General features: G+C 67.7%; 21 protein-coding genes and 1 tRNA gene. 7 read left to right on the forward strand and 15 right to left on the reverse strand.

Features of this window, described 5'->3' with window-relative positions:
- Positions 1–14 precede the first annotated feature (14 nt).
- The 13 genes from BST15_RS02260 to BST15_RS02320 all read right to left on the reverse strand — a co-directional run bounded on the left by BST15_RS02260 (position 15) and on the right by BST15_RS02320 (position 13,507).
- A complete protein-coding gene (locus BST15_RS02260) occupies positions 15–1,262 on the reverse strand; it encodes a sulfotransferase family protein (protein ID WP_046187659.1) in 1,248 nt (415 codons plus the stop codon).
- A complete protein-coding gene (locus BST15_RS02265; RefSeq protein ID WP_046187660.1) occupies positions 1,259–2,323 on the reverse strand; it encodes a DUF1214 domain-containing protein in 1,065 nt (354 codons plus the stop codon). The genes BST15_RS02260 and BST15_RS02265 overlap by 4 nt, the downstream gene beginning before the upstream one ends.
- Positions 2,316–2,933 (reverse strand): TetR/AcrR family transcriptional regulator, encoded by a 618-nt coding sequence (locus tag BST15_RS02270; RefSeq protein ID WP_046187661.1) that lies wholly within the window; start codon positions 2,931–2,933, stop codon positions 2,316–2,318. The genes BST15_RS02265 and BST15_RS02270 overlap by 8 nt, the downstream gene beginning before the upstream one ends.
- 82 nt (positions 2,934–3,015) lie before the next feature.
- On the reverse strand, positions 3,016–3,837 hold the full coding sequence (locus BST15_RS02275) for a class I SAM-dependent methyltransferase (RefSeq protein ID WP_046187662.1): 822 nt from the start codon (positions 3,835–3,837) through the stop codon (positions 3,016–3,018).
- Positions 3,838–3,901: 64 nt separating this feature from the next.
- Positions 3,902–4,831 (reverse strand): ketopantoate reductase family protein, encoded by a 930-nt coding sequence (locus BST15_RS02280; RefSeq protein WP_046187663.1) that lies wholly within the window; start codon positions 4,829–4,831, stop codon positions 3,902–3,904.
- A gap of 4 nt (positions 4,832–4,835) precedes the next feature.
- The gene (locus tag BST15_RS02285) at positions 4,836–6,023 is read right to left on the reverse strand and encodes an enolase C-terminal domain-like protein (protein WP_046187664.1); all 1,188 of its coding nucleotides are present in this window, start codon (positions 6,021–6,023) and stop codon (positions 4,836–4,838) included.
- Between the two features lie 23 nt (positions 6,024–6,046).
- The gene (locus BST15_RS02290) at positions 6,047–6,844 is read right to left on the reverse strand and encodes an HpcH/HpaI aldolase/citrate lyase family protein (protein WP_046187665.1); all 798 of its coding nucleotides are present in this window, start codon (positions 6,842–6,844) and stop codon (positions 6,047–6,049) included.
- 55 nt (positions 6,845–6,899) lie between these two features.
- Positions 6,900–7,397, reverse strand: coding sequence for a MaoC family dehydratase (locus BST15_RS02295; RefSeq protein WP_046187666.1), 498 nt, complete (start codon positions 7,395–7,397; stop codon positions 6,900–6,902).
- A gap of 2 nt (positions 7,398–7,399) precedes the next feature.
- Positions 7,400–8,560, reverse strand: a complete 1,161-nt coding sequence (locus BST15_RS02300; RefSeq protein ID WP_109370658.1) for an acyl-CoA dehydrogenase family protein — start codon at positions 8,558–8,560, stop codon at positions 7,400–7,402.
- Complete coding sequence (locus tag BST15_RS02305) at positions 8,557–10,548, reverse strand: acetyl/propionyl/methylcrotonyl-CoA carboxylase subunit alpha (RefSeq protein WP_046187668.1); 1,992 nt, start codon at positions 10,546–10,548, stop codon at positions 8,557–8,559. The genes BST15_RS02300 and BST15_RS02305 overlap by 4 nt, the downstream gene beginning before the upstream one ends.
- Positions 10,549–10,554: 6 nt before the next feature.
- Complete coding sequence (locus BST15_RS02310; protein ID WP_046187669.1) at positions 10,555–12,126, reverse strand: carboxyl transferase domain-containing protein; 1,572 nt, start codon at positions 12,124–12,126, stop codon at positions 10,555–10,557.
- Positions 12,123–12,764, reverse strand: a complete 642-nt coding sequence (locus BST15_RS02315; protein ID WP_046187670.1) for a 3-oxoacid CoA-transferase subunit B — start codon at positions 12,762–12,764, stop codon at positions 12,123–12,125. The genes BST15_RS02310 and BST15_RS02315 overlap by 4 nt, the downstream gene beginning before the upstream one ends.
- Positions 12,761–13,507 (reverse strand): CoA transferase subunit A, encoded by a 747-nt coding sequence (locus tag BST15_RS02320; protein ID WP_046296740.1) that lies wholly within the window; start codon positions 13,505–13,507, stop codon positions 12,761–12,763. Before BST15_RS02320 ends, BST15_RS02315 begins: the two co-directional genes overlap by 4 nt.
- 164 nt (positions 13,508–13,671) lie before the next feature.
- Between BST15_RS02320 and BST15_RS02325 the strand changes: the two genes are divergently transcribed.
- Together BST15_RS02325 and BST15_RS02330 are read left to right on the forward strand one after the other, a co-directional pair.
- Positions 13,672–14,313 (forward strand): SACE_7040 family transcriptional regulator, encoded by a 642-nt coding sequence (locus BST15_RS02325; protein WP_046191230.1) that lies wholly within the window; start codon positions 13,672–13,674, stop codon positions 14,311–14,313.
- A 65-nt stretch (positions 14,314–14,378) separates the two neighbouring features.
- Positions 14,379–15,149, forward strand: a complete 771-nt coding sequence (locus tag BST15_RS02330) for an MmpS family transport accessory protein (protein ID WP_052751334.1) — start codon at positions 14,379–14,381, stop codon at positions 15,147–15,149.
- 6 nt (positions 15,150–15,155) lie between these two features.
- On the opposite strand, the gene BST15_RS02335 is transcribed toward BST15_RS02330, so the two are convergent.
- Entirely contained in the window at positions 15,156–16,460 is a 1,305-nt protein-coding gene (locus tag BST15_RS02335) for an MFS transporter (protein WP_046191228.1), read from the reverse strand.
- Positions 16,461–16,483: 23 nt separating this feature from the next.
- On the opposite strand from BST15_RS02335, the gene cmrA reads away from it, so the two are divergent.
- Positions 16,484–17,290 (forward strand): mycolate reductase, encoded by an 807-nt coding sequence (cmrA, locus tag BST15_RS02340; protein WP_046191227.1) that lies wholly within the window; start codon positions 16,484–16,486, stop codon positions 17,288–17,290.
- Positions 17,291–17,473: 183 nt separating this feature from the next.
- On the opposite strand, the gene BST15_RS02345 is transcribed toward cmrA, so the two are convergent.
- Positions 17,474–19,042 (reverse strand): helicase HerA-like domain-containing protein, encoded by a 1,569-nt coding sequence (locus BST15_RS02345; protein WP_046191226.1) that lies wholly within the window; start codon positions 19,040–19,042, stop codon positions 17,474–17,476.
- A 74-nt stretch (positions 19,043–19,116) separates the two neighbouring features.
- Here BST15_RS02345 and orn point away from each other — a divergent pair, with 74 nt between their 5' ends.
- From orn to BST15_RS21695, 4 genes are all read left to right on the forward strand, one after another.
- Positions 19,117–19,773, forward strand: coding sequence for an oligoribonuclease (gene orn / locus BST15_RS02350; RefSeq protein ID WP_082104204.1), 657 nt, complete (start codon positions 19,117–19,119; stop codon positions 19,771–19,773).
- Positions 19,774–19,805: 32 nt separating this feature from the next.
- A tRNA-His gene (locus BST15_RS02355) sits at positions 19,806–19,878 on the forward strand.
- Positions 19,879–20,068: 190 nt separating this feature from the next.
- On the forward strand, positions 20,069–21,151 hold the full coding sequence (locus tag BST15_RS02360; protein ID WP_052751335.1) for a PE-PPE domain-containing protein: 1,083 nt from the start codon (positions 20,069–20,071) through the stop codon (positions 21,149–21,151).
- Between the two features lie 92 nt (positions 21,152–21,243).
- On the forward strand, positions 21,244–21,472 hold a 229-nt coding region (locus BST15_RS21695; protein WP_207572043.1), incomplete at its 3' end, for a hypothetical protein.

The raw sequence follows: 21,472 nt of genomic DNA on the forward strand, positions 1-21,472 counted from the left end.
AGTGGCTTAAGACATCACCCTGCGACGAATCGCTCACGGTAGTCGCGTAGGCGATGTGCCACCGCTTCCTGGTCGAGCCCGAGGTCCTCGGACCGGTAGTCCACCGCCCCATGACGTCCGCGCGGGTGGTCGACGCAGAACCGGGCCATCGCGTCTTTGGCCCGCGCGTCGAGAGGCTGATCCGCAAGTTCATAGATGGCGGCCACGGTTCCGTCCTCGTCGGCCATGAAGTCTTCGAACCGCACGTCGACGGACTGGTCCGCCGGCAGCACGTCGCGGTCGCGCAGGCAGCCGGCGAGCAGGTCATCGGCACGGTCGAGCCAGTACTTGGCGATCTTGACCGGATCGGGATGGTCGCACGCCATCCGCGCGGCGTAGCTGATCATGGTCACCATCGAACGCGTCACCTCTACCGGATCCCGATGGGTGACAACAAAGGTGGCGTCGGGGAAGGTTGCATACAGCGCCGGGAACTGTTCCAGATGCTGTGGCGACTTGAGCACCCAGCGGGTCCCGCCGCGCAGCCACTGCAACGCCTGCAGGGTGCGCTTCATGTACGCATACGATGCGCTCTGATCGTGACTCTTGTAGTGCTGGGCGAATGTCGGCAGGTAGTAACTACATTCGAAGAGCATCCCGGAGATGTCGTTGCCCAGCAGCTGGATCTCCTCATGCGCGTGGTCGACGGTCATGTCGTGCATGCGCTTGAACTCGGGCATCGAGGTATTGACCAGATCCAGCCCGACGGCGCAGCGGTCACGCCGGGCCTGTGGATCGGGCTCACCCGGGGTGGCGACCGGCTCCATACTCTCCCAGTACGGCAGATAGCGCAGGGCCGGGTCCGCGGCAATCAGGTTGTGCAGGTGCGTGGTTCCGGTACGCGGCAATCCGCAGATGATGATCGGTCGTTCGATCTCGACGCTCTCGATCTCGGGGTGCGCCGCGATCAGATCCTCCAGCCGCAGCCGGTTCACCAGGTGGCCCACCACTTGTTCGAACGCGATCGCACGGCCAGCGCCGGACAGGTCAGCTTCGGCGACCAGGGAACCGCATAGGACCTCCAAGCGCTCACGGAATCCGTTGTCGCCCCAATTGTCCAGGCCTGTTCGTTCGGTGGCGGCATGCAGCAGCGCTTCGGGTGTCAGTTGCAGGATCGCGCCGTACCCGGCCAGTCCTTCGCGCATCGGGGCGGCGGCCTCGGGAAAGACCGGGTTGGCAAGGTCGGCAAGCCGGATGGCGCCCGGACGCGTGGCGGCGCTCATGAGGCCAGCTCTGCGACGTCGACGACCCGGCAGGTCAGCGGGTCGGGGGTGGCCTCGGGAAGGAACCAGCGCAACCAGATCAGGCCTTTCGAGCGGCCCGCGGTCGAGACCCAGTTCGGATGTCCGGGGTCGCTGTCGCTGATCACGATCTGCCACGAGCCGTCGGGGGCGTAGGTGACGTGGGCGCCGTTGATCGTGACCCGCTCGCGGGTGTAGTCGTAGGTGTGCAGGAACGGATTCCACAGACACAGGTTCCAGAACACACACTGCGGTGAGGTGCCCTCAAGGATCAGCGCCTGGCCCGGCTGAAGGTCATAGGCGCCCATCGAATAGGCGGCGTCACCGGCAGCCCAGCCCACGGTGCGACTGGGCACAGGGTAGGGATCCTGCAGCGCGTTGGCCGGCAGTCGCACGGGCGCCATGGCGGCCTGCTCACGAATCCAGGTGCGTGCAGCACGCATCCGCCGGCTCAAGTCGTCCCGGGTGTCGGGGCGCCGCGGGGTGTCATCGAGTGCCTCGATGTGCCAGTGCGCACGCTGATCGTCACCGGGATCGGTGAGGTAGTCACGAGTCAGGATGAAGACGGCGTCGGGCTCCAGTTTGAGCCAATTGCCTTGGTGTTCGGTGGCACTGATGATGAACTCGAAGTTGCCGTCGGCGTCCGGTTCCAAGTCCCGATCGTTGATCGTGTCGATGATCCGGTCGCTGTAGCGGCCGTCGTCGGGCCCGCCGTAGACGGTCATGGACAGATAGACCGCGTCGCCGCGGTTTCCGGTCACCCGGTAACTGCGACTCGGGTCGATGGGCGCCAGCTGGTAGAAGGCATCCGAGTTGTCCCCGCCCCATTTGAGGTACGGCCCGATCACGTCGACCAGGATGGGTTTGTCAGCATCTCCCCAGATGTAGGCCTCGGAGGCGACGCGCAGCAGGCTCAACGCCCACCGGTAGCCGTCGAGGACGTCGGCTTCCTCCAGCGGCGGGTCGGCTTCCAGCAGCCGCTGCTCTACGGCGCGGACTTCGTCGAGCAGTGACCCGAAGGCTTGGGAAAGCTCGTCACTCATCACGGTTCTCCTTCGTTCTCATGCCTGACAGCAACAGGGCGCACAGTCGTTCGGCCGCGGCGTCGACGGTCTCGGTAGCCAGCACCTGGGAGATGTAGAAGCTGGTGCCGACCAGGGCGTCGTAGGCGATCTCGGCATCGACATCGACATCCAGCACCCCTTGGTCGACGCCGGCACGCACCAGCACGCCGAAGGCGGCACGGGTTTTCTGGTCGAGCAGCTCCTGGGTTCGGATGAACAGTTCTGGGTCGCGGTGCCGGTCGGCCAGGATGCCCAGCGCCGCGGCGGCCACCTCCGGGGAGCGCCAGAACTCGAATACACCGGCGACGAATTGGCGCAGGTCGGACTCGAAGTCACCCGAGCTGGTCAGCACCTCACCGACGTCGGTGGCGCCGAAGACGGCGTCGAACACCAGATGGGTTTTCGACGGCCAGCGCCGGTAGACGGTGGGCCGACTGACGTCTGCCGCGCGGGCTATCGCCTCGATGGACACCTGGTCGTAGCCATCGCGTGCCAGCAGTCGACGGGCGGCTTCGAGGATGACCTGCTCGGTGCGCGGGTCACGGGGGCGTCCGCGGCCGGGCGGGGCCTGGTCCGGGGTTGCCGTCACTGCGGCATCCGCTCTCGGCGACTCACGATCTAAACAATTACATTACGTAACGTAATTTGTCAACGTTGCGCGGCCGCACAGTTCAGAAGGCATAGCGGTGGTACTGCGACATGTTCGCCACCGCGGGAATCAGCGACATCCCGGTGCCCAGCGCCCGGTATCGGCGGGGCAGCCTGGCGCAGGATTCCGACTCGAACCAGCGCTGCCATTGCAGGAGCCGGGTGCCCGGTACCGCGGCAAGGATGTCCTCGGGGCCGTTGATCGCCCAGTGCAGCTTCGCCCCAGATCGGCGCACCACCGCGTTGGACCACTGCGACCGGATGCCCAGCCGGTTGAAGGCATCGAACTGCAGCTCCCCACTCGGGGCGTGCTTGACGACCCGGCGCAGCAACGCCACGCCGTCCGACTCGGTGAGGTACATGGTCAGGCCTTCGCCGAGCATCAGTGTCGGACGTCCGGTCGGGATGTCGGCGAACCACGCCGGGTCGGTGACCGACGCCGCCACCACGTGGTTGTGCGGACGGGCGGGAAGCAGTCGCCGGCGCAGGTCGGCCACCGACGCGTAGTCGACGTCGTACCAGTCGACTCCGTCGCCGGGCTGCAGCCGGAAATATCGGGCGTCGAGCCCACAGCCCAGGTGCAGCACCACGGCATCGGGGTTGGCCGTCAAGAACTTTCGGGCCCAGGCGTCGAAGTGCGCCGAGCGGGTGGTCACCGATGGTGATCGCGCCGCGGTGATGGTGGTTGTGCGCCAGTCGTAGTCGATGCGTGCGACCACATCCTTGGCGTAGCGGTCACCCAGGATTGGCTCGGGCAGATCGGCGTCCAGCGCCTTGGCGTACAGCGTCGCGAGCATGGTCTGCGGGGACCCGGTCAGGTCCACCCGCTCCTTGTCCCCGGTCATGCCTTCGGACGGTAGTCCTGCATACGCACAGGTGGGAGCCGCTGAACGCTCGCCGGCGTGGTGTTCAGTTCTGCGGCGCGGTCCACTGCCGCTCGACGGCCTTGACCAGCGCAGTCAGGGTGGCGTTCACCGGAGCCTGCTCCCCCACCAGCGCGGCGGTGCGCACCACCGCGCCGTTGATGACGTCGATCTCGCTGACCCGCCGAGCCAGGTGATCCAGCAACGCAGAGGGCTTGGCGTTGGGCATCTGCGCGCCGAAGGCCCGAACGTGCGCCACCGGGTCCGCCACGTCGATACCGATGCCGGCGGCGCGGGCTACCGTCCACGCCTCGGTCGCGGTGGCCCGGCTTACCGGGCCCATGTCGGCGTCGTCCATGACCTGCCCCACCGTCATGCCGGTCAGCGCACACGGCGCGCTATAGGCGGCGTTGCAGATCAGCTTCTCCCACTGCATGGCGGCGATGTCAGCCACCGCAACCGCGTCGAAACCCGCCTCCGACCACACGCCAGCGATCCGATCGACCGTCGAAAACGGCAGCGCCGCATAGGCGCCGAACCGGACGGCGCGCATCGCGTTGTGGTGCACATGCCCCGGCGCGGGCCGCGAGGCCCCGAAGCCGCTGGCGATGCCCACCGCCACTCGGTCCGCACCGACGATGCCGGCCACGGTGTCGGCCGACCCGAGACCGTTCTGGATGGTCAGCACCGTGGTGTTCTCACCCAGCAGCGGCAGAGCCTGATTGGCCCCGGTGGCGACGTCGGCGGCCTTGACCGCCACGATCACCAGGTCCACCGGCTCGTTCGGTGCGATGGTGGCCGCCCGCATCGGCACCACCTGGTCGGGCTGCGGCCCGCTGATCCGCAGTCCGTGGGCGGCGATGGCGTCCACGTGCGCGCTCGACCGGTCCACGGCCAGCACCTCGTTGCCGGCCGCCGCCAGTCTGGCGGCATAGATGGAACCCATGGCGCCGCATCCGATGACCGCGATCTTCATCCGCTTATCCCACCAGCTCGGCGATCACGGCGGCCAGGTCGGGCTTGCACTCCAGCCCGAAGCCGGGCGCGTCGGTCGGGGCGATGGTGCCCTCGGCCAGCACACAGCCCGGTGCGTAGCCACCGAACGGCGCGAACACCCCCGGGTAGGACTCGCAGCCGCCCAGCCCCAACGCGACCACGATGTGCAGGTTGATCAGGTGCCCGCCGTGCGGGAAGGCGAATCGGCGATCGAATCCGCCCGCCTCGAGGACCTCGATCATCTGCACATACTCGGTCAACCCATAGCTGAGCCCGGCATCCATCTGGAAGATGTCGACGCCCGGACGCATGCCGCCGTAACGCACCAGGTTGGTCGCATCGCGCACCGAGAACAGATTCTCTCCGGTGGCGACGGCTCCGTCGTAGGCCGCGATCACCTCGGCGTTCAACGCGAAGTCGAGCGGATCACCGGGCTCTTCGTACCAACGCAGGCCGTACGGACGCAACGCCTGTGCCCACGCGATCGCGGCGGCCTGGTCGAACCGGCCGTTGGCGTCGACCGCGACCCGGGCACCGCTGCCGACGATGTCGATCACCGCTTCGATGCGCGCCAGGTCCTCGCTCATCGACGCGCCGCCGATCTTCATCTTGACCGCGTCGTAGCCCATGTCGAGATAGCCGCGGATCTCGCTGCGCAGCCGATCCACGCCGGCGCCGGCGTCGTCGCCCGGGTAGTAGTAGCCGCCGGCGGCATACACCGGGACGGCGGTGTTGACGGGGTCCCCGTCCAACTCCCTGCCGAAGTACTCGGCGATGGTGCGATAGGCGGGTTCGTCGGCGAGTTTGGCGTTGAGGTCCCAGCACGCCAACTCCAGCGCGGCAGCGGCACCGGCGCGGTCGCCGTGCCCGCCGGGCTTCTCGTCGGTCAGCGCACACCGAAGCACCCGTGCGGGATCGATCCAGCCGGCGTCGTCCAGGAGTGACTCGGGGTTGGCACGCAGCACGCGCGGAATCATTCGGTCGGCCAGGATCCCACTCTGGGCGAATCGGCCGATCGAGTTGAAGGCGATCCCGGTCACCGGCTTCCCGTCACGGATCTGGTCGCTGACCACAGCGACCAGTGACACCGTGTGCCGAGAGAAATCGACCAGGGCGTTGGCGACCTCACCGCGCAACCGCACCGGTGTCTCGATGATCTGGGTGATGCGCATGCGCTGTCAGTCCTCCTGGTGCGTCACTCCGCCCGCCGCAGGATGGCTTCCGCGTGCCGCAGCACCGGCGAGTCGACCATCTGCCCTTCGAACGCGAATACCCCGCGCTCGGTCTGCGCCGCGGCGAGCACCCTGCGCGCCCAGTCAACCCGTTCCGGGGCGGGACGGTAGGCGTCGCGGACCACCGCGATCTGGCTCGGGTGGATGCACACCGTAGCAGCGAATCCAACCGCGGCGCCATCGAGCGCTTCAGCCTTGAGCCCGTCAAGGTCGCCGATGTTGAGGTACACGGCGTCCAGTGCGGCCCGGCCGAAGGTCGACGCCGCCAGCAGCACACTGGAGCGCACGTGGCGGGCCACATCGCGATACCGGCCGTCCGCGTGCCGGCTGGACCCGCCGCCCATCGCCGCGACCAGATCTTCGGCGCCCCACATCATCGCGACGCATTCCTGCGCGGCGGCGATCTGCGCGCAGAACACCGCGCCACGGGGAGTCTCGATCAGGGCGACGACCTTGCGGGGCGCCAGCGCGGCGACCTGGTCGGCCGATTCGGTCTTGGCCAGCATCACCGTGGTGTAGGCGGTGCCGGCCAGTGCCTCCAGGTCACGGGCCTGATCCTCGGTACCGGCGGGGTTGACCCGCACCACCGTCCGCTCCGGGTCAAGGGGCGTGCTCCGCAACGCTTCCCGGGCGGCCGGCCGATCCGCGGCGGCCACACCGTCTTCCAGGTCCAGGATCACCACGTCGGCGACCGCGGCCGCTTTGCCGTAACGCTCAGGGCGATCCGCCGGGCAGAACAGCCAGGCCGGGCCGGTGCTCATCGGCGCCACTCCTCAGCATCGCTCATGCTTCGCTCTGCATCGTCGCCGGCGCGGCTCACTGTTGATCCTCGGGCCGCTTGCGCACCAGTGTGGTGCGTACCGCGCGGGCGACGATGTCGCCGTTCTGGTTACGGCCGACGTGCTCCAGCGTCACGATGCCCTCACCGGGACGGCTCTTGGACTCCCGCTTGTCGGTGCAGACCGTCTCGGCGTACAGGGTGTCACCGTGGAACACCGGCTTGGGGAACGTGACTTCCGAGAAGCCCAGGTTGGCCACGATGGTGCCCAGCGTCAGCTGCGACACCGACAGGCCGACGAGCGTGGAGAGGGTGAACATCGAATTGACCAGGCGCTCACCGCGAAAGCCCGGTTGCTGGGCCGCCCACGCCGCATCCAGGTGCAGCGATTGGGTGTTCATGGTCAGCGTGGTGAACAGCACGTTGTCGGCTTCGGTGATAGTGCGCCCGGGGCGGTGCAGGTAGGTGGTGCCGATCTCGTATTCCTCGAACCACAGTCCTCGCTGCTCGACCGTCTTCGCCTCGTTGTCAGCCATGGTCACAGTCCCAGCGATCGCGCGATGAGCATCAGTTGCACCTCGGTGGTGCCCTCGCCGATCTCGAGGATCTTGCTGTCGCGGTAATGCCGGGCCACCGGGTATTCGTTGATGAAGCCGTAGCCGCCGTGGATCTGGGTGGCGTCGCGGGCGTTGTCCATCGCGGCCTCTGAGGAGATCATCTTGGCGATCGCCGCCTCCTTCTTGAACGGCTTGCCCGCCAACATCTTCGCGGCGGCGTCGTAGTAGGCGGTGCGGGCCACGTGAGCGCGGGCCTCCATCCGGGCGATCTTGAAGCTGATCGCCTGGTAGGAGCCGATCGTCTGGCCGAACGCCTCACGCTCGCCGGCGTATTTGACGCTTTCGTCGACACAGCCCTGCGCCACCCCGGTGGCGACCGCGGCTATCGCGATGCGGCCCTCGTCCAGGATGGACAGGAAGTTCGCGTAGCCCCGGCCTTCGTCGCCGAGCAGGTTGGCTTGCGGAACGCGAGCGTCGGTGAAGGTCAGCGGGTGGGTGTCCGAGGCGTTCCAGCCGACCTTGTTGTAGGCCGGCTCCACGGTGAATCCCGGTGTGCCCGAGGGCACGATGATGGTGGAGATCTGCTTCTTACCGTCCGGCCGGGTTCCGGTGACGGCGGTGACGGTCACCAGCGAGGTGATGTCGGTGCCGGAGTTGGTGATGAACTGCTTGGTGCCGTTGATGACCCACTCGTCGCCGTCGCGGCGAGCGGTGGTCCGGGTACCGCCGGCATCGGAGCCGGCGCCCGGCTCGGTCAGGCCGAAGCCCGCCAGGGTGCGACCGGCGACCAGGTCGGGGAGCCAGGTCTGCTTCTGCTCCTCGGTGCCGAACCGGTAGATCGGCATGGCGCCCAGGCCGACACCGGCCTCCAGGGTCATCGCCACCGACTGGTCGACCTTGCCGAGTTCCTCCAGGGCGAGCGCCAGGGCGAAGTAGTCGCCGCCCATGCCGCCGTACTCCTCGGGGAACGGTAGGCCGAACAGCCCCATCTCCCCCATCTTGGCGACCACCTCGTAGGGGAAGCTGTGCTCTTCGTCGTGCTTGGCCGCCACCGGAGCGACGACGGTGCGGGCGAACTCGGCGACGGTGTCGCGCAGGTCCTGGTAGTGGCTCGGCAGGGTTCCCGCCTCGATCGTGGTCATGATTTCGCTTCCTCGGTCTCGTCCTGCGGGATCAGCCGCGCCAGCACCTGATCCACCTTCACTTGATCGCCCACGGCTACCAACACCTGCACCCGGCCGGAGATAGGGGCGGTCAGGGTGTGCTCCATCTTCATCGCCTCGACCACGACCACCGACTCACCTTCGCCGACAGTCGATTCCGATTCGGCACTGACAGCGATCACGGTGCCCGGCATGGGGCTGGCGATCTCTGCGCTGCGGGCCCCGCCACCGCGATGCACGCGCACCACTTCAGCCTCCCGCACATGCCAGCTTCCGCGCTCGTCGCAGATCCACAGTTGACCGTCATCTTCGGCGAACAGATACCGGCGTTGCCGCCCGGCGACAGTCGCGATCAGGTGTTCGCCCTCGACCGCAACGCTGGCCCGCTGAATCTCGCCGTCCCCGAGCTGCACCTGTGCGGCATCGGGCAGCCCCCACACCGACACCGTCTCCGTGCGCAGTGGCGTGTGCATCTCGGTGCGCACCGGCGCCGCCGCGCCGATTCGCCAGCCGCTGGGCTCCGCCCATATTCCGCTGCGCTGGCGTTGAGCGAGTGCCCACTGCCGGTAGAGGCCGCCGGCGGCCAGCACATCGTCGGGGGCGGCCAGCGGGACGAAGTCACCCGCCCGCGCGTCCAGCAGTTCGGTGTCCAGATCACCGGCCACCACTCGCTCGTCGGCCAGCAGGAACCTCAGGAACTCGACGTTGGTCTGCACCCCGAACACCGCGGTGCCGGCCAGTGCAACATCCAGGCGCGCCAGCGCCTGTGCCCGGTCGGCCCCGTGCGCGATCACCTTGGACAGCATCGGGTCATAGTCGCTGCCCACGACGGTCCCGTCCTGCAAAGACGAATCCACCCGCACCCCCGGACCCCCGGTGGGCTCATGCACCGCCAGCACGCGACCGCCGGTGGGCAGGAATCCGCGAGCGGGGTCCTCGGCATACACCCGGGCTTCGATGGCGTGTCCGGTCAAGGTGATGTCGTCCTGAGTGAGGGACAGCTTCTCTCCGGCCGCGACTCGCAGCTGCCACTCGACCAGATCAACGCCGGTGATCGCCTCGGTGACGGGATGTTCCACCTGCAGGCGGGTGTTCATCTCCATGAAGAAGAACTCATCGGGGCGATCCGCGGAGACGATGAATTCCACGGTTCCCGCGCCGACGTAGTCCACGCTGCGGGCGGTATTGCAGGCCGCCGTCCCGATTCGGTCTCGGGTCGCGGCATCCAGCAGTGGTGACGGCGCCTCTTCGATCACCTTCTGGTGGCGCCGCTGCAGGCTGCATTCGCGTTCGCCGAGGTGCACCACGTTGCCGTGGGTGTCGGCGAGCACCTGCACCTCGATGTGGCGCGGCCGCAGCACAAACCGCTCTAAGAACAGGGTGTCGTCACCGAACGCCGAGGCCGCCTCGCGCCGCGCGGTGGCCAGCGCGGCACGCAGTTGCGCGGGATCATCGACTAGGTGCATACCTTTGCCGCCGCCACCGGCTGACGGCTTGATCAGCACGGGGTAGCCGATCTCGTCTGCCGCGGCTACCAGCTCGTCGTCGGACAGTCCGGGCTTGGCGATGCCCGGAACCACCGGCACGTCGAAGGCGGTCACGGTGTTCTTCGCCGAGATCTTGTCGCCCATCACCTCGATGGCGCGCGCCGGCGGCCCGATGAAGACCACTCCGGCCTGTTCGCAGGCGGCGGCGAATCCGGCGTTCTCGGAAAGGAATCCGTAGCCGGGGTGGATAGCCTGGGCGCCGGTGGCCGCGGCGGCCTCGATCACCTTGGGTATCGACAGGTAGCTCTGTAGTACCGGCGCGGGGCCCAGGCGCACCGCGGTGTCAGCTTCACGCACATGGCGCGCATCGGCGTCGGCGTCGCTGTAGACGGCCACCGAGCGGATTCCCATGCGGCGCAGGGTGCGGATCACCCGCACGGCGATCTCACCGCGATTGGCTATCAAGACGGTTTCAAACATGTGCGCTCACATCCGGAATACGCCGTAGGAGACCGGGTCCAAGGGCGCGTTCGAGCAGACCGAAAGCGCCAGGCCCAGAACTGTTCTGGTGTCAGCCGGGTCGATGATTCCGTCGTCCCACAACCGGGCGGTGGAGTAGTACGGGTTGCCCTGCACCTCGTACTGCTGGCGGATCGGGGCTTTGAAGGCCTCTTCATCGCCTGCCGACCACGGCCTGCCCGCGGCGTCAAGCTGGTCGCCGCGTACGGTGGCCAGCACTGAGGCGGCCTGCTCGCCGCCCATCACCGAGATCCGGGCGTTGGGCCACATCCATAGGAAGCGCGGCGAATAAGCCCGGCCACACATCGAGTAGTTGCCGGCACCGTAGGAACCGCCGATCACGACCGTCAGCTTGGGCACGCGTGCGCAGGCGACCGCGGTGACCATCTTGGCGCCGTGTTTGGCGATGCCGCCGGCCTCGTAGTCGCGGCCGACCATGAACCCGGCGATGTTCTGCAGGAAGACCAGTGGGATTGAGCGTTTGTCGCACAGTTCGATGAAGTGCGCGCCTTTGACGGCGGATTCACCGAACAGCACCCCGTTGTTGGCGATGATGCCGACCGGGTGGCCGTGGATGCGCGCGAACGCGGTCACCAGGGTCTTGCCGTACTCGGCTTTGAACTCGCTGAACTCGCTGCCGTCGACCAGCCGAATGATCACCTGGCGCACGTCGTAGGGCACCCGCGGGTCGGGGGGCACCACGTCGTAGAGCTCGGCCGGGTCATGGCGGGGCGGGGCGGGGTCGCTGATCTCCCAGGGGCTTGCGGTGCGTGGCCCGAAGGTCTCGGCGATCTGCCGCACGATGCGCAACGCATGCTCGTCGTCGTCGGCCAGATAGTCGGTGACCCCGGAGACCTTGGAGTGCAGATCGCCTCCGCCGAGTTCTTCGGCGGTGACCACTTCGCCGGTGGCGGCCTTCACCAGTGGGGGTCCGCCCAGGAAGATGGTGCCCTGTTCGCGGACGATGACGGCCTCGTCGCTCATCGCCGGGACGTAGGCGCCGCCCGCGGTGCAGGACCCGAGCACCGCGGCGATCTGGGGAATGCCCAGGGCGCTCATGGTGGCCTGGTTGTAGAAGATGCGGCCGAAGTGTTCGCGGTCGGGAAAGACTTCGTCTTGGCGGGGCAGGAACGCTCCCCCCGAGTCCACCAGGTACAGGCACGGCAGTCGGTTGCCGAGGGCCACCTCTTGGGCGCGCAGGTGCTTTTTGACCGTGACCGGGTAGTAGGTGCCGCCCTTGACGGTGGCGTCATTGGCGACGATCACGCATTCCCGGCCTGATACGCGGCCGATCCCGGTGATGATCCCGGCGCCGGGGCACTCGTCGTCGTACATGCCGTCGGCGGCCAACGGCGCCAGTTCCAGGAAGGGACTGCCGGGGTCCAGCAGCCGGTCGACGCGGTCGCGCGGCAACAGTTTTCCGCGGGCCACGTGGCGTTGACGGGACTGCTCGCTGCCGCCCAGCGCCGCGGTCGCCAGCTTGGTCTTGAGTTCAGCGACCAACCGCCGGTGTTCGTCAGCGAATGCCGGTGCGGTCATGACAGTGCCGACAAGTCCAGCGGAGCATCGGTTTTCGCGACCACGTCGTCGACGGTGATGCCCGGCGCGGTCTCGATCAGCGCCAAACCGTTCTCGGTGACGTCGATGACGGCCAGGTCGGTGATGATCCGGTTGACGCAGCGGGCGCCGGTGAGCGGCAGCGTGCACTGCTCGACGATCTTGGCACTGCCGTCCTTGGCGGCGTGTTCCATCATCACGATCACCCGCCGCGCTCCGTGCACCAGGTCCATTGCCCCGCCCATGCCCTTGATCATCTTGCCGGGGATCATCCAGTTGGCCAGGTCGCCGGCGGCCGAAACCTGCATGGCACCCAGGACCGCGACGTCGAGGTGTCCGCCGCGGATGACCCCGAACGAGGCCGACGACGAGAAGAACGAGGCGCCGGGCAGGGTGGTGACGGTCTCTTTGCCGGCGTTGATCAGGTCGGCATCGAGGTCTTCCCGCAGCGGGTAGGGTCCGACGCCGAGAATTCCGTTCTCCGAGTGCAATACGACGCTGACGCCGTCGGGGATGTGGTTGGGAATCAGGGTGGGCAGCCCGATCCCGAGGTTGACGTACTGCCCGTCGCGCAACTCGGCGGCCACCCGGGCGGCCAGCTGGTCTCTGCTGAGGGTCATGCGCGCACCGTCTCTCGCTCGATTCGCTTAGGCGGATTGGGCACGTGCACCACCCGATGCACGAAAACGCCCTGGGTGTGCACGGTGGCTGGGTCGATCTCGCCCGGCTCGACGAGGTGCTCGACTTCGGCGATGGTGATGCGGCCCGCCGTGGCGCAGTCCGGGTTGAAGTTGGCGGCGGCCTCGCGGTAGACGAGGTTGCCGTGCCGATCACCCTTCCAGGCATGCACCAGCGCGAAATCGGTGCGGATGGCCCGCTCCAGGACATAGGTCCGGCCGTCGAAGTCCCGGGTCTCCTTGGGCGGCGAGGCCACTGCCACGCCACCGGCCCCGTCGTAGCGCCAGGGCAGACCGCCGTCGGCCACCTGGGTGCCCACGCCGGTGGGCGTGTAGAACGCCGGGATGCCGGCGCCGCCGGCGCGCAGCCGCTCGGCCAGCGTCCCCTGCGGGGTGAGCTCCACCTCGAGTTCGCCGGAGAGGAACTGGCGGGCGAACTCTTTGTTCTCACCGACATAGGAGCTCACCGTGCGACGGATGCGCTTGTGCTCCAACAGCACTCCCAGCCCGATGCCGTCGACTCCGCAGTTGTTCGACACCGTCTCCAGATCGGTGACCCCGAGCTGAAGGAGGGCCTCGATCAATGCCTCGGGGATGCCGCAGAGCCCGAATCCGCCGACTGCCAGTGACGCGCCGTCGGTCACGTCGGCCACGGCCTGTGCCGCCGTCGCCACGACCTTGTCTATCGCCACCGCGCCTCCTCGTTTTCAGTTAATATCCATTAACTGATGTCGGACAATACCACCCGCACACAGACCTGTCAGCCATCCGCCGAAGCCGCGGAGACGCCGAGCACACGGGTGTTACGTTAGTGACCATTAACTGAAATTCACCGAGGAGCGGAGGCGTGATGGCGGCATCCATCTCGGCGCACTCGGCGGGCAACGAGGAGCCGGCCAACCGACGCAGCCGGCTGAAGTCCGACCGGCGCAGCCAGCTGCTCGCGGCCGCCGAACGCCTCTTCGCCCAGGGCGGCTACCCCGCGGTACGGCTGGAGGACATCGGCGCGGCCGCAGGCGTCAGCGGCCCCGCCATCTATCGACACTTCGCGGGCAAAGAAGCACTCCTGGTGGAACTGCTGGTGGGCATCAGTACCCGGCTGCTGGCCGGCGCGCGCGCCGTCGAATCCAGTGGAGACAGCCCGCAGGAAGTGCTCGACGGCCTGGTCGACTTTCATCTGGACTTCGCCCTCGGCGAGCCGGATCTGATCCGGATCCAGGACCGTGACCTGGCGCATCTGCCGGCCGCAGCACAACGTCAGGTGCGCAGTGCCCAACGGCAATACGTCGAGGTGTGGGTGGGCGTGCTGCGTGCCTTGCACACCGAACTGGCCGAAGCCGATGCGCGGCTGATGGCCCACGCGGCCTTCGGCCTGTTGAACTCGACTCCGCACAGCATGAAACCCACCGGAGCCAAGTCGGCCGGTCCGGAGCGATCGCGGGCGGTGCTGCGGGCGATGACGATCAGCGCCCTGGGGGCGGCCGGAATCTGACCGGGCGCGCCGAGGTCCCGGCCGCGGGCGCCCCACGCAGGTACCCTGCAAGCCATGAGGTGGGCATGACCGATCCGTATCGACCGGAGGGCTCGAATCAGCCCTGGCAGCACGGTGGGGCCTCCGCGCCGCCGACCTATGGCGTTCCTCCTTACGTCGACCCGGCCTACGCCGGCCAGCTTCCGACCTACCCGCCCGGTTATCCGCCGCAGGCGCCGCATCCGACCGAGCAACTGCCGCGCCAGCCCTGGGAGGGCTACGCGCCCCCGCCGGGCGGACCGGTGGGCGGCGGCGAGGGCGGCCCTCCCGAACCCCCGCGTTTCCCGAACTGGCTGTTTCTGGTAGCCGGCGCCGCGGTTCTGCTGGTGGTCGGCATGGTGATCGCCCTGGTGATCACCAATGGCTCGCAGCGCAATTCGGCCACCGTGACGCCAGTGACGCCGTTGCCGACGGCCCCGAGCACCCCGATTCCAAAGCGCATCCCGACCCCCACGCCGTCACCGTCGCGCACGCCGGCGCCCAGCACCACCACGACCGCCCCGCCGCCCACGACGTCGACCACCCCCGGCGCCGCGGAGACCATCGTCTACAGCGTCAGTGGGACCGGCAAGGCGCTGAGCATCGCCTACATCGACTCGGGCGGGATTTTGCAGACCGAGTTCAATGTGACTCTGCCGTGGTCCAAGCAGGTGACCCTGACACCGCCGGCGACGACGGCCGCGGCGGTCACCGTGGTGAATTTCGGCGCGCAGGTCACCTGCTCGGTGTCGGTGGACGGCGCCCAGGTGCGTCAGCGCACCGGTTCGATTCTCACGGTGTGCGCCGCCGCGGGCTGACGCCGACTACATCCGGCGGGGCACCTTCACCGGCAACATCGCCAACAGGCCCAACAGCAGTACGGCGCACAACCCGCCCAGGCCCGCCCGGTCGGTGCGAAAGACGTCGACGAAGACCGAGAACAGCCACGGCGCCAGGAACGACACTGCCCGACCGGTCATGGTGTAGAGGCCGAAAGCCACCCCTTCCATGCCCTCGTCGGCCATCCGTAGCAGCAGCGTGCGCGCCGCGGACTGCGTCGGGCCGATGAACAGGCACAACAACAGCCCGCAGGCCCAGAACGCCCCCGGCCCCGAGAGCACCATCAGTGTGGTGCCGGCGGCGATCATGGCCACCAGCGATCCGACGATCACGGTCTTGGAACCGATCCGGTCATCGAGCAGGCCCCCGGCGACGGCCCCGATCGCGGCGACCACGCTGGCGGCGACCCCGAAGATCAAGACGTCGCCGGCGGAGACACCGTAGACGTTGACGCCCAGCACCGCCCCGAACGCGAAGACACCGGCGAGTCCATCGCGGAAGATCGCGCTGGCCACCAGGTAGAAGACCAGGTTGCGATCGCGGTGCCATTCGACGCTGATGTCCCGCCACAGCCGGCGGTAGCCACCGAAGAACCCGAGCCGCAGCGGCGCCGCCTCGGTGTCGCCGACCAGACGGTGCGCGGTCAGCAGCAGGGGCATCGCGAACACCGCCAGCCACGCCGCGGCCACCAGCATGGCGACCCGGACGTTGTATCCCCCTTCGGTGGTCAGGCCCAGCAGCCCGCGGGTGGGACCGTCACCGGCGATACAGCCGAGATAGACCAGCAGCAGCAACACCACGCTGCCGCAATAGCCGGCCGCCCAGCCGAAGCCAGAGATCCGGCCGGAATTCTGGGGCGTCGACAGCTGCCGCAGCATGGCGTTGTAGGGCACGCTGGCCAGGTCGCCGCACGCGGCGGTCAGCGCGAGCAGCACCAGCCCCGGAGCCAGATAGGCCGGCTCGTCTCGGATCAGGCTCATCGAGGCGGTCAGCACGGCGGCGGTCCCGGTCAGCACGGCCAGCGTCACGCGCCGGCGGTGCGGCGCGCCCACCCAGACCCCGATCACCGGCGCTATGGCCGCCACGGTCAGCCCAGAGATGGCCAAGGTGCGCCCCAGCCAGCTGGCCGCCGACACCTGGCCGGGAAGGTCACGGCCCACGCTGCTGGTCAGATACACCGAGTAGACGAAAGTGACGACGATGGCGCTGATGCCGGCGGCACCGGTGTCCCACAGGGCCCATGCCACAATCCGGGATCGCCCCGGCTTGTCCGCCCCCGGCTCACCCATGACAGGCACTCTACGATTGCCCCATGCCCATTCCTGCCCCCAGCCCTGATGCCCGTGCCGTCGTCACCGGAGCATCCCAGGGGATCGGCGAGGCGCTGGCCACCGAACTGGCAGCCCGCGGCCACGCCCTGATCATCACCGCACGCCGCGAAGACGTGCTCAACGACGTGGCCACCCGGTTGCGCGAGAAGTACGGCGTCACCGTCGAGGTGCGCGCGGTCGACCTGGCCGATCCGCCGGCACGTGACACGTTCTGCGCCGAACTGGCCGGGCGGGATATCTCGGTGCTGTGCGCCAACGCCGGTACCGCGACGTTCGGCCCGATCGCGGGTCTGGATCCGGCGGCCGAGAGAGCCCAGGTGCAGCTGAACGCCGTCGCGGTGCATGATCTGGTCTTGGCGGTGCTGCCGGGCATGTTGGCGCGCAAGGCCGGGGGCATCCTGATCTCCGGCTCGGCGGCCGGCAACTCACCGATTCCCAACAACGCCACCTATGCCGCAACCAAGGCCTTTGCCAACACCTTCAGCGAATCGCTGCGCGGCGAGCTGTTGAAGACCGGGGTGCATGTGACGTTGCTGGCTCCCGGCCCGGTGCGTGCCGAGATGCCCGATGCCACAGAAGCGTCGCTGGTCGACAGGTTGATCCCGGACTTCCTGTGGATCTCAACCCAGCACACCGCAAAACTCTCCCTGGATGCCTTGGCGCGCAACAAGATGCGCGTGGTTCCCGGGATCACCTCCAAGGCCATGTCGATGGCCAGTGGCTATGCGCCGCGCGCCATCGTCACGCCCATCGTGGGCGCCGTCTACAAGAAGCTCGGCGGGGGTTAGCGGCGATCGCCAGCGCGGCCGAGCCGGGCGCTGGGGCACGCCGTGCACAGGGGCCGGACCATGTCGACATTTGCCCGCCTCTGAGCGACACATGACGACAAGCCCATTCACCTACCCGGTGTTGTCGCTCAAAGCCGGGCAACTCCCCTGCCCCCGGCGATGGATGCTGCGTCGGGCCGGCCCTCACCGCCTCCGGCGGCCGGTACCCATTGCGCCGCGGGTGATCTCACCGACCACCACGGTGGTGACAGCGCGCGTGACCTGCTTGCCCTCTCGCGTGGACAGGAAGTGGGCGAGCCAGCGACCAAACCGCTTCCACCAGCGCACTTTCGGTGGCGGCGGCACACCGTCGTAACCCTGAGCATCAGAGGGCGGCGCACTGCCCTCTCCGGCTGCGAGCTTGCCGGACAGAATCTCATAGGCCGACTCGCGATCCACCGTCTCGCTGTAGACGGCGTACAGCGGGCTCGCCGTGGCGGCCGCGGTGATCGCCGTGTCACCGACCGAGGCCATCAGCGAGCGCGGTGCCCGTAGCCGCGTCCACGCGACCGGCGTCGGGGCGCCCTTCTCCGACAAGACCGTTACGATCGCCTCGCCGATTCCCAACGAGGTGAGCGCCGACTCCAGGTCATAGACCTTGGTCTTGGGGTAGGTGCGCACCGTCTTGCTCAGCGCGGCCTGATCATCGGGGGTGAAGGCGCGCAGCGCATGCTGGATCCGGGCGCCCAGCTGCGAGAGCACACTGTTGGGCACATCGGTGGGCAGCTGGGTGCAGAAGAACACCCCGACGCCCTTGGAGCGGATCAGCTTCACGGTCTGCTCGACCTGCTGCAGGAACGCCTTCGACGCATCGGTGAACAGCAGGTGCGCCTCGTCGAAGAAGAACACCAGCTTGGGTTTGTCGATGTCGCCGACCTCGGGAAGCAGTGTGAACAGGTCGGCAAGCACCCACATCAAGAAGGTGGAGAACAACACCGGGCGGGTAGCTTGATCGCCCAGTTCCAGCAGCGAGATGATGCCGCGGCCCTGACTGTCGGTGCGCAGCAGGTCCTCGGGCTTGAGCTCCGGCTCACCGAAAAAGGTGTCGCCGCCTTCGGCCTCCAGGTTGACCAGGGCCCGCAGGATCACTCCGGCGGTCTGCGCCGACACCCCGCCCAGGTTCTTCAGCTGAGGCTTGCCGGCGTCGCTGGTCAAAAACGTGATGACCGAACGCAAATCCTTCAGGTCCAGCAGCAGGTAACCGTTCTGGTCGGCCCAGTGGAAGATCAGGCCCAGCGTCGACTCCTGAGTGGCGTTGAGGCCCAGCACCTTCGACAGCAGAATGGGACCAAAGCTGGAGATCGTCGCCCGTACCGGCACACCGATTCCACCGGTGCCCAGCGACAGGAACTCCGTCGGGTAGGCCGTCGGCGTCCAGTCGTCCCCGGTCTCGGTGGCGCGCTGGGTGACCCGCTCGCCCGCCTCCCCGGCCCGCGACAGCCCCGACAGGTCGCCCTTGACGTCAGCCATCAGCACCGGGACCCCGGCGGCGGACAGCTGCTCGGCTATCACCTGCAGGGTCTTGGTCTTGCCGGTACCGGTGGCTCCGGCCACCAAACCGTGGCGGTTGATCATCGCCAGGGGGATGCGGACCTGTGCAGTGGCGTCAACGGTGCCATCGATCACCACCGTGCCCAGTTCCAGGGCCTGGCCGTCGGCGGCGTAGCCCGCCGCGATCTGCTGCGCGGCGTTCGCCGCCGAGTCGGGACTCACAGGTCACGACACTACTTGGCCGGTCGGGACCGCTGTGCGACTATGGGCGCCCGCACGGCTAACGTTGACCAACTGTGAGTGCTGCACGTGACGAACTGGTCTGGATCGACTGCGAGATGACCGGCCTTGACCTGGGCAAGGACAAGCTGATCGAGATCGCCGCTCTGGTCACCGACGGTGAGCTGAACATTCTGGGCGACGGTATCGACGTGGTGATCCACGCCGACGACGCAGATCTGGACGCGATGAGCCCCATCGTGACCGACATGCATACCCGCTCGGGCCTGATCGAGGAGGTCAGAGCCTCGACGGTGGACCTGGCGACTGCCGAGGCCATGGTCCTGGACTACATCCGCACCCACGTCAAACAGGCCAAGACGGCACCGCTGGCAGGCAACTCGATCGGCACCGACCGCGGGTTCCTGGCCCGCGATATGACCGCCCTCAACGACTATCTGCACTACCGGATGATCGACGTCAGCTCGATCAAGGAGCTGTGCCGCCGCTGGTATCCGCGGATCTACTTCGGCCAGCCGGAGAAGGGCCTGGCGCACCGCGCGCTGGCCGATATCCATGAATCCATCCGGGAATTGAAGTACTACCGGCGTACCGCGTTCGTCACCCCGCCGGGGCCGTCTACCAGCGATATTGCGGCGGTGGCCGGGGAACTCGGTCCGCCCGCTGCCACGCCCGACGCCGCCGATTCGGTCGCTGAGCGTCCAAGCGGCTAGTATCGACGACGCTGCTTGCTAGAGCAGCAATGGTGGCTGTAGTTCAGTTGGTAGAGCACCAGGTTGTGATCCTGGGTGTCGCGGGTTCGAGTCCCGTCAGCCACCCCGATAGGAAACCCCGTCTACGCAGGTAGGCGGGGTTTTCTTGTAGGGCACCGCACGGTGACGGCCAGGCCGACCCCCATTCCCGTCAACGGGCATTGACGCCACCCGCCGCGTCCCCGATATTGAAACTCTGCACGTGCGACCGCGGGGCGTAGAGCAGCGGCTTTGACGCCGCAGGGAGGAAACTCGCATGTCGTTGGCGACTCTTCCGATCATCATGGGCGCCGCCGGCGCCGTCACCGCGGGCATGATCGCCACGGTCGTACCGGTGTCGGACGGCGGCGGCCACCGAACCGAGGTCCGATTGACCGCCGGCGCGCTCGGGGGTGGCACCGCACTGATCCTGGGCCCCAGCGGGATTCCGACGCCCCCTCAGCGCTACGCAGACCTGGCCCATGACCTCTATCTGCAACCGCATGGCTTCACCGGCAGCATGGAGATCTTGACCACACCCGAACGCCTCTTCTTCGACAAGGCCGGGTCGCGGATCGAGGGGGCAGAGATCGTGACTGCCGCGGTCCTCCAACAGATTGCCGGCGGAGGAGTCTCTGCCGACGACCCCGTGGTGGTGTTCGGGTACTCGCAGAGCGCCGGATTCTCCACCCTGACGATGCAACAGCTGCAGGACGAGGGTGTGCCGAGCGACCTCGTGCGCTTCATGCTGGTCGGCGACCCCGTCGCACCCAACGGGGGTATCTGGTCGAGCCTCGGAGTGTTCCCGGCGACGCCGGACAACCTCTACCCCACCGACATCTACAACTTCGAGTACGACGGCTTCGCGGACTTCCCCCGCTATCCCCTCAACCTGCTGTCCGTGCTCAACGCGTTGATGGGTGTTTTCACTCAGCACCTGCAATACCTGAGCGTTGATGCTGACCAGATCAGCAACGCGGTGCTGTTGCCCGGCTCGGCGGATCTCACCGGGGAGGGCCTGACGAATTACTACATGATCCAAGCGCAGACACTGCCGTTGCTGTCACCGCTGCTGCTCCTGCCGGGGATCGGGCAACCGCTCTACGACCTGTTGGAGCCCGCTATGCGGATTCTGGTGAATCTGGGCTACGGCAATATCGCCGACGGCTGGTCGCCGGGCCCGGCCAATCTGGAGGCTCCGCTCGGGCTGTTCCCTACCGATCTTGACTGGTCAGCGGTCGGGCAGGCGCTCATCGAGGGCGCTCAGCAGGGCCTGCAGAATGCGGTGAACGACCTGTTCCAGCCCTGGACGCTGCTGACGACGCCGCTGGTCGACGCAGTTTCCTGGTTCGGTTTCTGAGCAGTTGCGGCGGCCAGTCGAGGTGTGACATAGAACCGCTTTTCCGCGTGCCGGGTTGATGTCCAGATAACGTTTTGGTTACGGTGCCTTGCGTGCTCACGCAAGGACTGATTGATCTGCGCATGAAATCCTCGGTTCTGGCCGCGACGACTCTGTTGCCGGCCGCCGTGTTCCTGGCCGGCGGAGTCGGTGCCGAGCCGGGAAACAACGACGAACCGCCACCGCCGGCCGCCGCCGATGCGCCGCCTCTACCGCCGGAAGACGCGCCACCCCCACCTCCTGAAGACGGGCCACCACCGCCGCCCTTTGACGCGCCCCCTC

This window comes from Mycolicibacter arupensis, from assembly GCF_002086515.1.
Taxonomy (GTDB): Bacteria; Actinomycetota; Actinomycetes; order Mycobacteriales; family Mycobacteriaceae; genus Mycobacterium; species Mycobacterium arupense.

Excerpts from the sequence above, each read along its gene's own strand:
- BST15_RS02275 (WP_046187662.1), bottom strand. The coding sequence starts at position 3,837 with ATGACCGGGGACAAGGAGCGGGTGGACCTGACCGGGTCCCCGCAGACC.
- BST15_RS02325 (WP_046191230.1), top strand. The coding sequence starts at position 13,672 with ATGGCGGCATCCATCTCGGCGCACTCGGCGGGCAACGAGGAGCCGGCC.
- BST15_RS02295 (WP_046187666.1), bottom strand. The coding sequence starts at position 7,397 with ATGGCTGACAACGAGGCGAAGACGGTCGAGCAGCGAGGACTGTGGTTC.
- BST15_RS02260 (WP_046187659.1), bottom strand. The coding sequence starts at position 1,262 with ATGAGCGCCGCCACGCGTCCGGGCGCCATCCGGCTTGCCGACCTTGCC.
- BST15_RS02315 (WP_046187670.1), bottom strand. The coding sequence starts at position 12,764 with ATGACCCTCAGCAGAGACCAGCTGGCCGCCCGGGTGGCCGCCGAGTTG.
- BST15_RS02285 (WP_046187664.1), bottom strand. The coding sequence starts at position 6,023 with ATGCGCATCACCCAGATCATCGAGACACCGGTGCGGTTGCGCGGTGAG.
- BST15_RS02360 (WP_052751335.1), top strand. The coding sequence starts at position 20,069 with ATGTCGTTGGCGACTCTTCCGATCATCATGGGCGCCGCCGGCGCCGTC.
- BST15_RS02265 (WP_046187660.1), bottom strand. The coding sequence starts at position 2,323 with ATGAGTGACGAGCTTTCCCAAGCCTTCGGGTCACTGCTCGACGAAGTC.
- BST15_RS02305 (WP_046187668.1), bottom strand. The coding sequence starts at position 10,548 with ATGTTTGAAACCGTCTTGATAGCCAATCGCGGTGAGATCGCCGTGCGG.
- BST15_RS02300 (WP_109370658.1), bottom strand. The coding sequence starts at position 8,560 with ATGACCACGATCGAGGCGGGAACCCTGCCGAGCCACTACCAGGACCTG.
- cmrA (WP_046191227.1), top strand. The coding sequence starts at position 16,484 with ATGCCCATTCCTGCCCCCAGCCCTGATGCCCGTGCCGTCGTCACCGGA.
- BST15_RS02280 (WP_046187663.1), bottom strand. The coding sequence starts at position 4,831 with ATGAAGATCGCGGTCATCGGATGCGGCGCCATGGGTTCCATCTATGCC.
- BST15_RS02290 (WP_046187665.1), bottom strand. The coding sequence starts at position 6,844 with ATGAGCACCGGCCCGGCCTGGCTGTTCTGCCCGGCGGATCGCCCTGAG.
- BST15_RS02335 (WP_046191228.1), bottom strand. The coding sequence starts at position 16,460 with ATGGGTGAGCCGGGGGCGGACAAGCCGGGGCGATCCCGGATTGTGGCA.
- BST15_RS02330 (WP_052751334.1), top strand. The coding sequence starts at position 14,379 with ATGACCGATCCGTATCGACCGGAGGGCTCGAATCAGCCCTGGCAGCAC.
- BST15_RS02310 (WP_046187669.1), bottom strand. The coding sequence starts at position 12,126 with ATGACCGCACCGGCATTCGCTGACGAACACCGGCGGTTGGTCGCTGAA.